Genomic DNA, 15,103 nt, shown 5'->3' on the forward strand with positions numbered 1-15,103 from the left:
GTACCGCTCCGCGGCCGCCCAGCCGGTTTCCGGACAGCCTCGTTCCCGTGAGGGCGCCGTCCTGACGTGCGCTGACGTGTCGGTCGAGTTCGGGGACTTCCGGGCCCTCGACGGCGTGACGGCGACGTTCCCTCCGGGACGGGTACACGCCCTCGTCGGCCAGAACGGCGCCGGCAAGACGACTCTCGCCCGCGTTCTGGCCGGCCTTGTCGAGCCTCTCAGCGGCACGGTTCAGGTCGGGGAGGACCTGCTTTCCGGCGGGAGCGTCGGCGAGGCCAGGCGCCACGGGGTAGAGCTGGTGCACCAGCACTTCGCTCTCCCCGCCGACTTCACCGTGGCCCAGTGCTTCGAGCTGTTCAACGACGGGCCGCAGCTTCTCGGCGCTTTCTCCCGGACGCGGCTGCGTCGCAGGGCGGAGACGCTGCTCGCGGGCGCCGGCACGGACGTCGACCCCGACGCGGTGATCGGCCGCCTGCCCATCGAGACGGTGCAGGCGGTCGAGATCGCCCGCGCCCTTGCCTCCAATCCCCGCGTTCTCATTCTCGACGAGCCGACGGCGGTGCTCCCGCCGCCCGCGATGCACCGGCTCTTCGAGAGGCTGCGCGGGCTCGCCGCGGAGGGCATGTGCGTCATCGTCGTGCTCCACAAGATGCAGGAAGTGTTCGGGGTCGCGGACACCGCCACCGCGCTGCGGGCCGGCAGGCTGATCATCGAACCCACGCCGATCGGTGACCTCGACCCCGCGTCACTGTCTCGCGCCATCATCGGCGGCGCGTCCATCGAGGCCGTGCCGTCCGCCCACGAACCCGCGTCCAGCGCTCCTGTCGAACTGAGAGCGGCAGGTTTGAGCGCCCGGTCGAGCGCGCACGACGCGAGCGCCGTCGATGTCTCGCTGGAGATCCGGCAGGGCGAGATCGTGGGCATCGCCGGAGTGGAGGGCAACGGTCAGCGAAGCCTCGTTGAGGCGATCGTCGGGGTGACGGCCGCGCGGAGCGGGTCGATCTGGCTGGGCGAGGCCGATGTCTCCGAAGCCTCCGTACGCGAGCGGCGCGGCCGTGGCCTGCGTGTCATCCCGTTCGAGCGGAACGTGGAAGGGGTCAGCCTCTCCAGCAGCCTATGGGAGAACCACGTCGCGATGCGTCGCGGCCGCGGCGGGTGGATCATCTGGCCGAAGACGCTCAGGCGGCAGTGCAAGGAGGCGCTGGATCGCTGGAAAGTGAGCTACCGCTCGGAGGAACAGCAGGCGGGGAGCCTGTCTGGAGGGAATGTCCAGAAGACCATCCTCGCCCGGGAGGTCACCGACGACCTCAGGGTCTTGATCGCGGCCCACCCCACACGCGGGCTGGACATCGCGGCGGCAAGGGATGTCAGAGCGGCGCTGGTGGGCGCGGCGGCCGCCGATGCCGCCGTCCTCGTCGTGAGCGCCGACCTGGAGGAGATGTTCGAGGTCTGCCACCGGGTGCTGGTCATGCTCGCCGGCCGCGTGGTGGCCGCCTTCGAGCGACCCTTCGACGTCGAGCGGGTAGGAGCCGCCATGGTGGGGGGAGATGAGGGATGAAGCACCTGTCCAGACTGGAGGCGGCCCGCCCGGTGGCGGTCGTCGCGGTGTCCCTGCTGCTGGCCCTCGGCATATTCGGCCTGTCCGGCTACTCCGTGGGAGAAATCCTCAACGGGGCGATCGAAGGAAGCGTCGGCTCGGCGGCCGCGTGGACGCAGACCTTGCGCTGGGCCATCCCCCTGCTCATCATCGCGCTGGGGGTCGGCCTGACCTTTCAGGCGGGCTACTTCAACGTCGGCGCCCAAGGGCAGATGTACGTCGGGGCGATCGGTTCCCTGGCGGTGGGCCTGGAGTGGCACGACGGCCCCGCTCTGGTGGTGGTCCCGTCCGCGCTTGCCGCGGGCATCGCGCTGGGGATGCTCTGGTCGCTCATACCCGGGATCCTGCGAACCCGGCTGGGCGCCGACGAGGTCGTGACCAGCCTGATGATGAACTTCATCGCCGTGCTTCTCCTGGAATGGATCTGCACCGGACCGTTGAAGAACCGTGACGGCTCGGGCCAGGCGGCCACGACCGACATGCTCTCCCCCACGTTCCGCCTCAGCGGGGGCAGCGGGGTGTCCCTGACGCTGCTCGTCATCTGTGCCCTGCTGGTGGTCGCGGCCATCATGCTCCACAGCCGTACCCGGCTCGGCCTGGAGATCCGACTCGTCGGCCGTAACCCGGTGATGGCGCAGTGGATGGGCATCCGGGCATCCCGGGTGGGTCTGGTGGTCTTCGGCCTCAGCGGCGCGGCCGCGGGCCTCGCCGGCGCGGTCGAGGTGTTCGGCCCGGCAGGAAGTCTCCGTGCCGGATTCTCGCCACAGGTCGGTTTCATGGCAGTGATCGTGGCGCTGGTCGGCGCCTTCGGCCCGGTGCGCATGCTCCTGGCGGCGCTGTTCTTCGGCGGGTTGCGGGCGGCCACGCTCTATCTCCCCATCGTGAACGACCTGCCGCAGGCGGGGCTCGACATGCTCAACGGCATGGTGGCCGTGTGGATCACGGTGTCGGCGCTGCCCGCCATCCTGGCCCGCCGTTCTTCCCGCGGTCCCACTCCCGCGCGGACCGACAAGACACCTAGCGAAAGCGAGACGGTGAGCGCTCATGGGTGACTTCATCGTGACATGCCTGCAGGCGGCGACGCCCATCTGGCTGGCGGCGCTGGCCGGGATGTACGCGCAGCGCAGCGGCGTCATCCACCTGGGCCTCGAAGGTCTCATGGTGAGCGGTGCGTTCGTCGCCACCGCCACCGCCATCGAGACCGGCTCGATCGCGCTCGCGCTCGCCGCCGCCATTGTCGTGAACCTGACCCTGTCGCTCCTGTTCTGGCTGCTCATCACCTACTTCAAGGCGAACGTGATGATCGTCGGTCTGGGGCTGTCCCTGACCGCCGCCGGAGCCACGGGGTACGCGCTGGTGGTGGTCTTCGGCTCCGAGGCCGCCGTCCAGTCGCCGATCGGCCTTCCCCAGCCGCTGTCCGGGCTCACCGGACCGCTGGCGCCACTGGGCGACCTGTCGGTGCTGACCTTCGCCGCCATCGCTCTCACCTGGATCGCCTGGTGGTCGATCAGGCGGACCCGGGCTGGTCTGAAGCTGAGCGCCTGCGGCAGCGATCCCTTCGCGGCCCGCAGCGCGGGCGTGCCGGTGGATCGCTACCGGCTGGCGGCGTTGCAGATCGGCGGGTTCCTGTGCGCCCTGGCCGGAACGGAACTGTCTCTGGCCGGGGTGCAGTCCTTCTCCGACAACATCACTCAGGGGCGCGGCTACCTCGCCTTCGCGGCGGTCCTCCTCGGCAACGTGGCGCCGATCGGAGTCTCGGTCGCGGCCCTGTTCTTCGGGTTCGCCGCGGCCTTCGGCATCCAGTCGCAGCTCGACTTCAACGGCACCCTGCCGCCGCAGTTCGTCCTGATGCTGCCCTACATCGTGACCATCATCGCCATCTCGATCACGGCGGTGATCAAGAAACGCCGAGGTGAGCAGCCGACACTGATCCTGGAGCGCACGCTATGAAGCATGATCGGAGCCGCGGAGCGCGGCCGCCGGCGACCGGCGCCGTCACGGCCGTGGAAGACAGTCGTGCTCGCCGCCGGAGGTCGCGATGACGTACGTGGTCCTCGCCGGCGCACTGGACACCAAGGGAGCGGAGTACGCCTTCGTCCAGGAGCTGCTGGTCGACGCGGGCCTGCGTCCGCTTCTGATCGACACGGGGATCCGGGGGAGACCGGCGACGAGTCCCGACATCACGCGTACCGAGGTGGCACGCGCCGCCGGGCGCACCCTGTCGGAGATCGCCGGGCTTCCCCATCGCGCCGCCGCCCTGGACGCGATGTCCGAGGGACTGCTCCACCTCCTGCGGGGGCTCCAGGACGCCGGGAACGTGGATGCCGTGTTCGGCATGGGGGGATCGGGAGCTCTGAGCGTGCTGGCACCCGCCTTCCGGTCTCTGCCCCTGGGGACGCCCAAAATGATCGTCACCACGATGGCCTCCTCGGACACCCGTCCCTACGTGGGGGCAAGCGACCTGCTGCTGGTGCCCTCGATCGTGGACATCGCCGGCCTCAACACGCTGAGCCGTTTTGTGATGGAACGTGCTATAGCGATGCTCGCCGCGCAGCTGCACCACCCGGTGCGCCGTACGGGAGAGGCGCCGATGGTGGCCGCCAGCATGTTCGGGGTGACCACCGTCGGTGTGTCGCGGGCCTGCCAGGTGCTCGAGTCGAAGGGCCTCGACGTACTGGTCTTCCATGCCAACGGCATCGGGGGCAGGACGCTGGAGTCACTCGCCGAGGACGGCTGGCTGACCGCGGTGCTGGACCTGACGACGACGGAACTCGCCGACAACCTGATCGGCGGTGTGGCGAGTGCGGGACCGGACAGGCTGACCGCCGCCGGCCACCGGGGCATCCCGCAGGTGGTCTCCCTCGGGGCACTCGACATCGTGAACTTCGGCGCGCCCGAGTCGGTACCGGAGCGGTACCGGGACCGACGGCTCTATCCGCACAACGCCACCGCGACGCTCATGCGGACGACCCCCGACGAGGCGACCGCCCTCGGTGCCGAGCTCGGCGAGAAGCTGGTCCGAGCGAGAGGCCCGGTCACCGTGCTCCTGCCCACCGGAGGCCCGTCGGCCCTGTCCGAACCCGGCGGCGTCTTCCACTGGCCGGAGGCCGACCAGGCCCTGGAAAGGGCGCTGCTGGATGCCGCCGGTCCGCACGTCACCGTCGAGCGGAGCCCGGCTCCCGTGAACTCGCACGCGTTCGGCGATCAGGCGGCCGCACTGCTCCTGAAACACCTCACGCATACATCACCAGAACGTTCTGTAAACAATATATAGACAATTACGATACACTGCAGTACGGTCGCCGTGATGGCAGAGACGCTCCGCTCACTGCGGATCCCCTCGGCCCTGGAGCCGGGGACCGCTAGGCGGGCCGATGCCACGTCGCCGACGGCGCAGTACAGGCCATTGCCACCCAGTGAAGAGAGGAGCCGGACATGCGCGATGACTGCGATGTCTTGATAGTTGGAGCCGGACCTTCCGGGGCGGTGGCCGCCCAGGAGTTCGCCCGGGCCGGCATGAGGGTCATCTGCCTTGAGCAGGGCGACTGGCCGGACTACAGCCGGGCACGAGCGGGCCACGCGGACTTCGAGCTCGTGTCGCGCAAGCACTGGAACTGGAATCCGAACGAGCGGCGCGCCGCCGGAGATTACCGCGTCGATGACACGGAGTCCGATATCAGCGCCCTGATGTACAACGGCGTGGGTGGAAGCACCGTCATGTACGCGGCCCAGTGGGAACGCTTCCTGCCCTCGGACTTCCGCGTCCGCACCCTCGACGGTGTCGGCGACGACTGGCCCATCAGCTACTGGGACCTGGAGCCGTACTACGACGAGGTCGAGCGCCAGTTCGCCGTCAGCGGTCTTGGCGGGAATCCCGCGCTGCCGCCGATGACCCCGCCACCCCTCCCGCCCGTTCCGCTCAACAAGGTCGGGCGCCGGGGGGCCGAAGCGCTCAACAAGCTCGGCTGGCACTGGTGGCCGGGGACCAACGCGATCGCCACCGCGGATTATGGCCCGCTGCACGCGTGCACGCAGCTGACCGCCTGCCCCTTCGGCTGCCCGACCGGCTCGAAGGGCTCGGCGGACCGCACCCACTGGCAGGCCTTGTCCAAGGGGCAGGTGCGCCTGGTGGTCCGCGCGACGGTCGACCAGGTCCTCCTCGACGACCGGGGCCGTGCCAGTGGCGTGACATACCTCGACGAGAACGGCGCCCGGCACGCGATCCACGCAGGTGTCGTCGTCCTGTGCGCCAACGCCCTCGGCACCCCGCGGATCCTGCTCAACTCGGCCGACGGCGCGGGCATCGCCAACTCCAGCGGCATGGTGGGCAGGCGACTGATGATGCACCCGTTCGGCAACGCGATCGGGATCTTCGACGAGGACCTCGAGTCCTGGCGCGGACCGCTCGGACAGTACCTGCACTCCCTGGAGTTCTACGAGACGGACCGCTCACGAGGGTTCGTTCGCGGCGCCAAGTGGAACCTGATCCCCTCCGGCGCGCCGCTGTCCATGATGCTGACGGGGACCTGGGGCGACGAATCGGTCTGGGGGAGTTCGTTCACCAGGCTGCTGCGGGAGCGTCTGGGCCACTCGGTCATCTGGGGCGTCATCTGCGAAGACCTTCCCGATCCCGATAATCGGGTGACGCTCGACGGCGAGCTCGGCGAGCAGGACGTGCCGGGCGTGCGGATCAGATACCGGACCTCGGACAACACGCGGGCGATGATGGCCTGGCACCTCGACCGGGTGTCCGAGGTGCTGGACGCCATGGGGGCCAAGCAGAAGATCCTCAACCCGATCATGCAGGGCATCGGATGGCATCTGATCGGCACCACGGTCATGGGCGAGAATCCGGACGGGACCGTCGTCGATCCGTATGGCGAATGCCACGACGTGCCGAACCTCTTCGTCTTCGACAGCTCGGTCTTTCCGACGTCCTCCGGTGTCAACCCCGCCGCGACCATCGCGGCGAACGCGCTCCGGTGCGCTCGCGCGCTGGTCGCGCGCCGACGCGATGTGGCGGTGGCGTCATGACGACCCACGGCACGGATCTCCCCGTCGCGCCCGTTCCTCCCGCGGCCCGCGAGCGGCTCGCAAAGGTCGCCGACGCGCTCATACCGGCCGGTGCCGGCCTGCCCTCAGCCGCGCAGGCCGGTGTGCACGCCGAGCTGCTCGACCAGGTGGCCAGGGCACGGCCCGACCTCATCCCGCCGCTGCTGGAGGCACTCGAGGCGCTGGGTGCCGACCTGGACCTCGCGAGCGTCGAGCGGCTCGCCGCGGACGCGCCGCGACTGCACGAGGCGATCACGCTCGTGGTCGCGGGCGCCTACCTGATGTCGCCCCGTGTGACGGCTTCGCTCAAGTACTCGATCCAGAAGGCGAAGATCGTGGACCCGAGAGAGATCACGACCATCGTCGCCGAAGGCCTGCTCGACCAGGTCATCGAGCGCGGTCCCCGCTACCGGCTGCCGCCGGACGCCCCGTCGGAGCACGGCTCGTGAAGTTGCCTGTCCGATGTCTGAAATCCACCCACCGGAGGTATTGACCATGAGCCGTCAGCGGTACGTCCCGCTCTTCCACGACCGGATCCGGTCCGGCCGGGCCCTGATCGGCGCCGGCGCCGGCACCGGCCTGTCGGCCAAGTGCGCCGAGCAGGCGGGCGTCGACTTCATCGTCATCTACAACGCGGGGAGGTTCCGCATGGCCGGGCGCGGGTCGATGGCCGGGATGATGCCCTACGGCAACGCCAACGACATCGTTGTGGAGATGTCCGCGGAGGTCCTTCCCGTGGTGAGCCGCACGCCGGTGCTGGCCGGCGTCTGCGCGACCGATCCGTTCAAGAACATCCCGCTCTTCCTCCGCGAGCTCAAAGAGCTCGGGTTCGCCGGAGTGCAGAATTTCCCGTCGGTGTGCCTGCTCGACGGCAGCGTCCGGGCGGATCTGGAGGCCACCGGTTACGGCTTCGACAAGGAGGTGGAGATGGTCCGGGTCGCCCGCGAGCAGGACCTGCTCACCGCCACGTACGTGCGCACGGAGGAAGAGGCGCGCGCCATGGCCGCCGCCGGCGCGGACATCGTCGTGGCTCACGTCGGACTGACCACCGCCGGGCTCATCGGCGCCACGGCGCCGATGTCGCTGGAGGAGGCCGGGGCGCGGACGCGGGCGATCCACGACGCGGCCAAAGCCGTCCGCGACGACGTGCTCGTCGTGTGCCACGGCGGCCCCATCGCCACACCTGGCGACGCGCAGGAGGTGCTTCTCCACGCCCCCGGCGCGGTCGGTTTCCTCGGTGCCTCCAGCATGGAACGGATACCGGCGGAGACCGCCCTCGTCGACACCATGCGGCGTTTCACCGAGCTGTCCATCGCGCCCCTGGCCGGTGACCGGCAGCAGACGGAGGTCGTGGCATGAGACTGTTCCGCGTCACCGACCTGTTGCGGGATCCCACACCCGTGCCCGAACCGGAACGCTTCTCCGGTTCCGCGTTCAGCTCCGCGATCCAGGCCGGGCCGACGGGCAAAGCGACCACGGCGCTCATCCGCCTGGACCCGCACGTACGCGGCCACTGGCACACGCACGCCGACGGCCAGGTCATTCACGTCCTGGACGGGGCCGGCTTCGTCGGTCGTCGCGGATCCGAGCCGCTGCCCGTGGCCGCCGGCGACATCGTGTGGATCGAGCCGGGTGAGGAGCACTGGCACGGCGCGTCGGCCGCCGGCCTGGCCCAGCTCGCCTTCTCCTTCGGGGCCATCACCTGGCTGGAGCCGAGCATATGACCGAAGGGATGGGGCCCGCGTACGAGGACATCGCCGAGGCGGTGCTCGCGGCCGCCGCACGCCCGTTGCCGGAAGAGGCCGCCGCGGCGGCCCGCAGGACGATGGTCAACGTCCTGGCCGTCGCTCTCGGGGCGTCCCGCTCACCCCAGGTCACCAGGCTCGCGGGCGCGCTCGCGACTCCGTCCGGCGTACCCGCGGCGCCCGGTGTCGCAGGGTACGCACGTGCCGCCGACGCGGCGCTGCTCACCGGGTTCGCCGCGCACCTGGACGACTTCGACGACACTCACCTGGCGACCGTCATCCATCCCGGCGCCTCCGTCCTGGGAGCCGCGTGGTCGGCGGGCTGGTCCGCGGCCGTGCCCGGCAAGGCCTTGCTCGCGGCCTTCGCCCTCGGGTGCGAGATACAGCTCAGGCTCGGCCTCGCGGTCAGCCCCGAGCACTATGACCGCGGCTGGCACATCACCGGCACCTGTGGGGTGATCGGCGCCGCGGTCACGGCGGGCCTGCTCGGCGCGCTGGAACGTGACAGGCTCGCCGACGCCCTGCGGCTGGCATCCCTGCAGACCCTCGGCCACCGGGAGGCATTCGGGACCGAGGTCAAGCCGTTCCACGCGGGCAAGGCGGCAGCCAACGGACTCGTGGCCGCCGAGGAGGCCGCCCGCGGGACGTTCACGGCCGGCGCCGGCGGGATTCTCCCCGACATCGGCGATCTTCTTCGCGCTCTCGCCCCTGACCGCAGGCAACCTCACCAGCTGCTCGACGGGTTCGGATCGCGCTGGGAACTCGCGGCCAACACCTTCAAGCCCTACCCGTGCGGCATCGTCGCGCACCCCGGCATCGACGCCGCCGTCCAGGCGCACCGGCAGGGGGTCGACCCGGCGGACGTCACCCGCGTCCGCTACCGGTGCCATCCCCTCGTCCCTGAGCTCATGGGACGCCTCGATCCACGGACCGGACTCGAGGCTCGCTTCTCGGCGGTGCACGGGGTGGCCGCCGGCCTCGTCCGTGGCAACGGGGGGCTGGCCGAGTTCAGCGACGCGGCGGCGACCGATCCGGTACTGTCCGGCCTTCGCTCCCGCATCGAGCTGTGCCCCGAGGAGGCGATGCCGCGCGATGCCGCCACGCTGGAGATCGAGGTCGTGGACGGCAGCTGCACCGAGTGGCCCGTCGCGCACGCGCGGGGCAGCCTGCTGCGGCCGCTGACGGACCAGGAGCTGATCGACAAGGCGGAGGCGCTCGCCCCCGGTCAGGCGTACTCCATCTGGGCCGCCGTCGCCCGGCTGGGCCGGGAGACGGAGCCGCGGACCGTGCAGGCGCTGCTGGAGCCGGCCCGGCAGGAGGTGCCGGTCCCATGACGATCACCGTGCGGATGGCTCGTTTCGCGGCCGAGACACTGGTCGAACCGGCGGCGACGGCCGCGGTGGCCTCCTTGTGCGGGGCGCTGCCTGCCGCGGGCACCGAGGCCGGACGGCGCCCGGCGGACATCGCCGCCCGCTGGGTGGCATGCGCGGCCCTGCACCACGCGAATGCCGGCGGAGCCGGTCGCGCCCAAGCGGAACAGGGGCTGGCGGTGGGGCTGGAACTGGCTCTACGGATGCTTCACTCGCTCGACGGACAGGTGGTCGGCGGGTGGGATCCGGTGTGCGCCGCCGTCGCGGTGGGCGCGGCGACGGCCGCGGCCCGTGTGGACGGGCTCGGGAGCGAGGCGATCACGCGGGCGATCGGCATCGCCGCCACGCAGGCGTCCGGGCTGGCCGCGGTCTCGCTGTCGCCGCTCGGCACGTTCCAGCACCGGCGTGCCGCCCTCAACGGGCTGCAGGCCGCCGCCCTGGCCCGTGCGGGCATGACCGCTCCCGGCACTGCTCTGGAGGGCCGTCGCGGACTCTACAGCCTGATCGCGCCGACGGGGGACCCGGCCGGGGCGATCGAGCGGCTCGGCGAGCGGTGGCTCGTCGTGGAACGGCCCGTGCCCCCGGGCCAGGTGCCGCCGGAGGGCGCCCTTCCCGGGGCCGACCTGTGGTCGGCCGCGCTGACATACGCGATGGAGGTCTTCTCATGAACTCGGTGAACACAGTGGCGCCCGGCCTCCTGGCCGACCGGTTGCGACCGGACAGGACGGCGCTGATCCTGATCGACCTGTCGAACGACTTCGTCCACCCGCTGGGCAAGGCCGCCACGGTGGGAGGCCGGGACGTGCGCCCCGCGCAGCAGATCCTGCCGGCGGCCGGCCGGCTCGCCGACGCCGCCCGGCAGGCCGGTGTCGCGGTGATCCACTGCCAGCACACCACGCTGCCCGCCGGCGCCAGCGACTCGCCGGTGTGGCGGGACGCCAGATCGCGGGCCAGCTACTCGGCCGAGGACATATGCCTTGACGACTCGTGGGGGCAGGCGATCGTCGACGAGCTGGCGCCCCAGCCCGGCGATCACATCGTCAAGAAGTACCGCTACGGCGGCTTCGGCGGCACCAACCTGGAGCTCATCCTGCGCAGCCTGCGCCGCGACAGCGTGATCTGCTGCGGCGTGTCGACCAATGTCTGCGTCGACACCACCGCCCGGGAGGCGTTCTCCCGGGACTTCTACGTCACCATCGCCGCCGACGCCTGCGCCTCGTGGGACATGAACCTGCACGCCGCGGCGCTCCTGACGGCAGACCGGCGGTTCGCCCTGGTGGCGCCCGTCGAGGACATCCGAGCCGCCTGGGGCTGAGGCGATCGGTCTGAGACCAGCGAAATCGAACGAGGGTAGTCACATGATCGCAGAACTGCGTTTCTACACCATCACGCCGGGACACACCCCGGCGCTCTTCGACCAGTTCGCGGGCACCAGCCTGCGACTGTTCGCCAAGCACGGGATCACCGCGTACGGCCCCTGGCTCCGCCGGCTGACCAAGGGCGAGCAACTGGTCTACATGCTGGAGTTCGAGGACGAAGAAGACAAGGCCCGGCGCTGGTCGGCGTTCCGCGAGGACCCCGAGTGGCAGAAGGTCGTCGCCGCGGGCGAGGGACAGGTACCGCACGTCGCCGGTTCCGAGATCGTGGAGCTGAGCCGATGAGCGCGCCGAAGCCTCCGGACCCGCGCACCTACGGGCACCACATCGCCGGTGGCCGCGTCGACGGTCCTCCGCTGGAGCGGCGAGACCCGGCCAGGGGCGAGGTCGTGGCCAGGTACGCCGCCGGGACGACGGACGACGTGAACGCCGCGGTCGGCGCGGCCGCCGCCGCGTTCGCCGCCGCCTCCTGGCGGCGTATCCCTGCGACGGCACGGGCCGAGCTGCTGGAAAAGCTCGCGGAGCTGCTGGAACGGAACGCCGACCGGCTGGCCGCCCTGGACTCCGAGGAGGTCGGGAAGCCGCTGCGCTTCGCGCGCGGCGATCTGGCGCTGGGCATCGGCCACGTCCGCCACGCCGCGGCGCTGGCCCGGACGACGAAGGGCGACGCCTACACCGGCCTCGCCCCCGGATACACCGTGCTGGCCACCCGGGAGCCGGCCGGGGTCGTCGGGATCATCACGCCGTGGAACTTCCCCGCGCTCATCTTGCTCCAGAAGCTGCCCTACGCCATCGCGGCGGGATGCACCCTGGTCGTCAAGCCCTCCGAGTTCACCTCGAGCAGCACCTTGGAGATCGCCGCCCTGTGCGAGGAGGCCGGATTCCCGCCCGGCGTGGTGAACGTCGTCACCGGCACCGGTGCGGCCGCCGGGCATCCGCTGGTCACCCACCCGCTGATCTCCTACGTCTCGTTCACCGGATCGACCCGGGTCGGCAGGGAGGTGATGCGCGCCTCCGCCGACTCCCTGACCCGCGTCGGCCTGGAGCTCGGCGGCAAGGCGGCCAATGTCGTCTTCGCCGACGCCGACCTGGACGCCGCGGCGGACGCCGTGGTGTTCGGCGCCTTCGCCAACCAGGGGGAGTCCTGCGTGGCCGGGGCACGGCTGCTCGTGGACGCCGCGATCGGCGATGAGTTCACGGCCGCCGTCGTCTCGCGGGCAGCCGCCCTGAGCGTCGGCATGCCCGACGATCCCCGCAGCGACATCGGCGCACTCATCCACCACGGGCACCGCGACGGGGTGCACGCCGCGGTGCTCGCCGGTGTGGAGAACGGCGGGAAGGTGCTGGCCGGAGGGCGGCCGCCCCATGCCCCCGAGCTCGCGGCCGGCGCGTTCTACGAGCCGACGGTGATCGCCTCCGTCGGCCGGGAGTCACCGGTGTTCCAACGGGAGATCTTCGGCCCCGTCCTGTCGGTGACCACCTTCGGCTCAGAGGAGGAGGCGCTCGCGCTGGCGAACGGGACGGCGTACGGCCTGGCGCAGTCCGTCTGGACCACGGACCTGGACCGGGCCTTCGAAATGAGCCGGGGCCTGGAGGCCGGCACGGTCTGGGTGAACACCACCAGCGACGGCTCCCCGGCGTTGTCGTTCGGCGGTGTCAAGCAATCCGGCTTCGGGCGCGAGGGCGGAGAGGAGGGCCTGCGGGAATTCACCGAGTACAAGACCGTGCAATTCCGGGGGGAACCGCGTGTGAGCCCGTTCCGCCGGCCGGACGAGAAGCCGTGAAGAGCATGAGGCTGGCCCACATCGTACTGATCAAGCCGCGAGACGGCGCGACGTGGCGGGCGGAGCAGATCGTCGACCAGCTCGCCGCGCTCGCCACCGACCTGGGCGCCGGCGAAGTCTACGCCGGGAGCGACGTCAGCGCCGAGCCGTTCGGCGGCGGCTACACCCTCGGGGTCACCATGAATTTCCCCGCCGAAACGGTGCGGGACGGCTACCTGCGGGACGCCCGGCACGGGCAGCTGGCCCGTGAACTGTCCCTGACCGCGGAATCCGTGCTGGTCGTGGACCTGCCGATCGCGGCCGCCAGGTCGAACGACGAGACCGAAGGAAGGCAGTAGGCATGACGGAAAGCATTGGTTTCATCGGACTTGGCGCGATGGGCCTCGGGATGGCCGCCAATCTGGTCAAGAGCGGGCATACCGTGTACGGATTTGACCCTTCGACCCAGCGCCGGGAACTTGCCGCCGAAGCCGGCATCGCGATCGTCGACTCTCCCCGGGCGGCGGCGGAGGGAGCCTCCGAGGTGATCTTCTCCGTCGTCCGTGACGCCGCGCAGACGCAGGCCGTCCTGTTCGGAGAAGACGGCGTGGTGCGGACCGGCAAAGCGCTGACCGTCGTCGTGGCCAGCACGCTGGATCCGACCACCATGGGGAGGATCCAGGCCGAACTCGCCGTCCACGGCGCGACGGCCGTCGACGCGACGATGTCCGGAGGGCCATGGGGCGCCGAGGCGGGCAGCCTGACTCTGATGGTGTCGGCGGCGCAGGAGGATTTCGACCGGCTCCTCCCGCTGCTGAACGCGGTGGGTCAGAACATCTTCCACGTGGGCGAGCGGGTGGGCACGGCTCAAGCCACCAAGCTGGCGGTACAACTGGCGTTCGGAATCAACATGATGGGCGTGTTCGAGGCGATCCGGCTGGTCGACGACTACCACGTCGATGAGGACACGCTGATGTCCGTGCTGTCGGTGAGCGTCGGCGGAAGCTGGGTCGTCGACAACTGGCGGCGGGTCAAACCGTGGTGGGAGCACTACGTGGCCGGGGAAGACCTCGACATCCTCCTCAAGGACATGCGATCGGTGCTGCGCGAGGCGGATACCGCGGACTTCCCCATGCCCGTCACCGCACTGGCATTCCAGCTCATGCGCCACGTCTGGCCGGCGTGGGCGGCGCTCAAGGCCGCGGAGGACGGAGAGCACCCGAAATGAGCACGCTCTCCGAAGCCGTCGCCCCCGATGGCACCCGCCTGGCGGTGGCGCTGGACGGATCCGGCCCTCCGCTGCTGTTCATGCACGAGGTGGCCGGGGACCTCCAGGACTGGCAGGGGCAGGTGGAGCGCTTCGCCGATCGGTACACCTGCGTCCGCTACAACGCGCGCGGATACCCGCCGTCCGACGTTCCCACCAGCCCTGACCGCTACGGGCAGGCCATCGCGGTACAGGATGCCCTCGCGGTCCTGGACAGCCTCGGATTCGCCGCGGCCCACGTCGTGGGTCTGTCCATGGGTGGCTTCTGCGCCCTGCATCTGGCGCTCGAACACCCGCGACGCTGCCTCAGCGTGACGGTGGCCGGTGCCGGTTACGGGTCAGCGCCGCATCAGCGGGCCGGCTTCGCGGAGGAGGCGCGTACGGCCGCCCGGCTCTTCCGCGAGGACGTGCCGAGTGCGGCGCGGGCCTATCAGGACGGGCCCACCCGTCAGCAGTTCAAACAGAAGGAGCCGATGGGGTGGCACGTGTTCGGCGAACGACTGGCCGGGCGTGATGCCATGGGCATGTCCATGACCTTCTCACAGGTGCTGGCCCAGCGTCCCTCCCTGTACGACCTGCGCGACCGCCTGGGCGCCGTGCGGGCACCGGTGCTCCTTGTCGTGGGTGACGAGGACGACGGTTGTCTAGACGTCAACGTCATGCTCAAGCGGGTCATGCCCGGAGCCGGTCTGTGCGTGCTCCCGCGCACCGGCCACACCATCAACCACGAGGAGCCGGACGCCTTCAACGACGCCCTCGACGGCTTCCTGAACCAGGTGGCCGCCGGTCAGTGGTCGCTGAGGGATCCGGCCACGGTGGGCCGAGGGCTGGTCGGGATGACACCAGGAGATCCTTCCAGGCCGCCCGCGCCCGCGGGGGGTACCGACGGCGCGTACGCCAGCCGCAGTGACTGAAAATCAGGCGGACACCGTC

The 15,103-nt window shown here is 70.6% G+C and carries 16 protein-coding genes; all 16 read left to right on the forward strand.

All coding sequences use genetic code 11. The features are described from left to right. Positions 1-76: 76 nt before the first annotated feature. Entirely contained in the window at positions 77-1,558 is a 1,482-nt protein-coding gene (locus KLK06_RS13450) for an ATP-binding cassette domain-containing protein (protein WP_214635757.1), read from the forward strand. Further along, entirely contained in the window at positions 1,555-2,649 is a 1,095-nt protein-coding gene (locus KLK06_RS13455; RefSeq protein WP_214635758.1) for an ABC transporter permease, read from the forward strand. The genes KLK06_RS13450 and KLK06_RS13455 overlap by 4 nt, the downstream gene beginning before the upstream one ends. Further along, positions 2,642-3,547 carry an ABC transporter permease gene (locus KLK06_RS13460; RefSeq protein ID WP_214635759.1) on the forward strand — a complete coding sequence of 302 codons (906 nt, stop codon included), beginning with the start codon at positions 2,642-2,644 and terminating at the stop codon, positions 3,545-3,547. The genes KLK06_RS13455 and KLK06_RS13460 overlap by 8 nt, the downstream gene beginning before the upstream one ends. Before the next feature lie 88 nt (positions 3,548-3,635). Beyond that, entirely contained in the window at positions 3,636-4,871 is a 1,236-nt protein-coding gene (locus KLK06_RS13465; protein ID WP_214635760.1) for a Tm-1-like ATP-binding domain-containing protein, read from the forward strand. A gap of 161 nt (positions 4,872-5,032) precedes the next feature. After that, positions 5,033-6,631 carry a GMC family oxidoreductase gene (locus tag KLK06_RS13470; RefSeq protein WP_214635761.1) on the forward strand — a complete coding sequence of 533 codons (1,599 nt, stop codon included), beginning with the start codon at positions 5,033-5,035 and terminating at the stop codon, positions 6,629-6,631. Next, positions 6,628-7,098 (forward strand): hypothetical protein, encoded by a 471-nt coding sequence (locus KLK06_RS13475; RefSeq protein WP_214635762.1) that lies wholly within the window; start codon positions 6,628-6,630, stop codon positions 7,096-7,098. Before KLK06_RS13470 ends, KLK06_RS13475 begins: the two co-directional genes overlap by 4 nt. 46 nt (positions 7,099-7,144) lie before the next feature. After that, a complete protein-coding gene (locus tag KLK06_RS13480) occupies positions 7,145-8,008 on the forward strand; it encodes a phosphoenolpyruvate hydrolase family protein (protein ID WP_214635763.1) in 864 nt (287 codons plus the stop codon). Further along, on the forward strand, positions 8,005-8,373 hold the full coding sequence (locus KLK06_RS13485) for a cupin domain-containing protein (RefSeq protein ID WP_214635764.1): 369 nt from the start codon (positions 8,005-8,007) through the stop codon (positions 8,371-8,373). The genes KLK06_RS13480 and KLK06_RS13485 overlap by 4 nt, the downstream gene beginning before the upstream one ends. Beyond that, entirely contained in the window at positions 8,370-9,728 is a 1,359-nt protein-coding gene (locus KLK06_RS13490) for an MmgE/PrpD family protein (protein WP_214635765.1), read from the forward strand. The genes KLK06_RS13485 and KLK06_RS13490 overlap by 4 nt, the downstream gene beginning before the upstream one ends. Next, entirely contained in the window at positions 9,725-10,432 is a 708-nt protein-coding gene (locus tag KLK06_RS13495) for an MmgE/PrpD family protein (protein WP_214635766.1), read from the forward strand. The genes KLK06_RS13490 and KLK06_RS13495 overlap by 4 nt, the downstream gene beginning before the upstream one ends. Further along, on the forward strand, positions 10,429-11,079 hold the full coding sequence (locus KLK06_RS13500; protein WP_214635767.1) for a cysteine hydrolase family protein: 651 nt from the start codon (positions 10,429-10,431) through the stop codon (positions 11,077-11,079). The genes KLK06_RS13495 and KLK06_RS13500 overlap by 4 nt, the downstream gene beginning before the upstream one ends. Positions 11,080-11,122: 43 nt before the next feature. Next, complete coding sequence (locus KLK06_RS13505; RefSeq protein ID WP_214635768.1) at positions 11,123-11,425, forward strand: NIPSNAP family protein; 303 nt, start codon at positions 11,123-11,125, stop codon at positions 11,423-11,425. Then, positions 11,422-12,924: an aldehyde dehydrogenase family protein gene (locus KLK06_RS13510; RefSeq protein ID WP_214635769.1), complete on the forward strand. Its 1,503-nt coding sequence runs from the start codon at positions 11,422-11,424 to the stop codon at positions 12,922-12,924. The genes KLK06_RS13505 and KLK06_RS13510 overlap by 4 nt, the downstream gene beginning before the upstream one ends. A gap of 5 nt (positions 12,925-12,929) precedes the next feature. Beyond that, entirely contained in the window at positions 12,930-13,262 is a 333-nt protein-coding gene (locus tag KLK06_RS13515) for a Dabb family protein (protein ID WP_250905434.1), read from the forward strand. Between the two features lie 2 nt (positions 13,263-13,264). Continuing rightward, positions 13,265-14,131 carry an NAD(P)-dependent oxidoreductase gene (locus KLK06_RS13520; protein ID WP_214635771.1) on the forward strand — a complete coding sequence of 289 codons (867 nt, stop codon included), beginning with the start codon at positions 13,265-13,267 and terminating at the stop codon, positions 14,129-14,131. Then, positions 14,128-15,084, forward strand: a complete 957-nt coding sequence (locus KLK06_RS13525; protein ID WP_214635772.1) for an alpha/beta fold hydrolase — start codon at positions 14,128-14,130, stop codon at positions 15,082-15,084. The genes KLK06_RS13520 and KLK06_RS13525 overlap by 4 nt, the downstream gene beginning before the upstream one ends. The last annotated feature ends 19 nt before the right edge of the window (positions 15,085-15,103 follow it).

Origin of the sequence: Nonomuraea sp. NEAU-A123 (assembly GCF_018603905.1) — a bacterium.
GTDB lineage: Bacteria > Actinomycetota > Actinomycetes > Streptosporangiales > Streptosporangiaceae > Nonomuraea.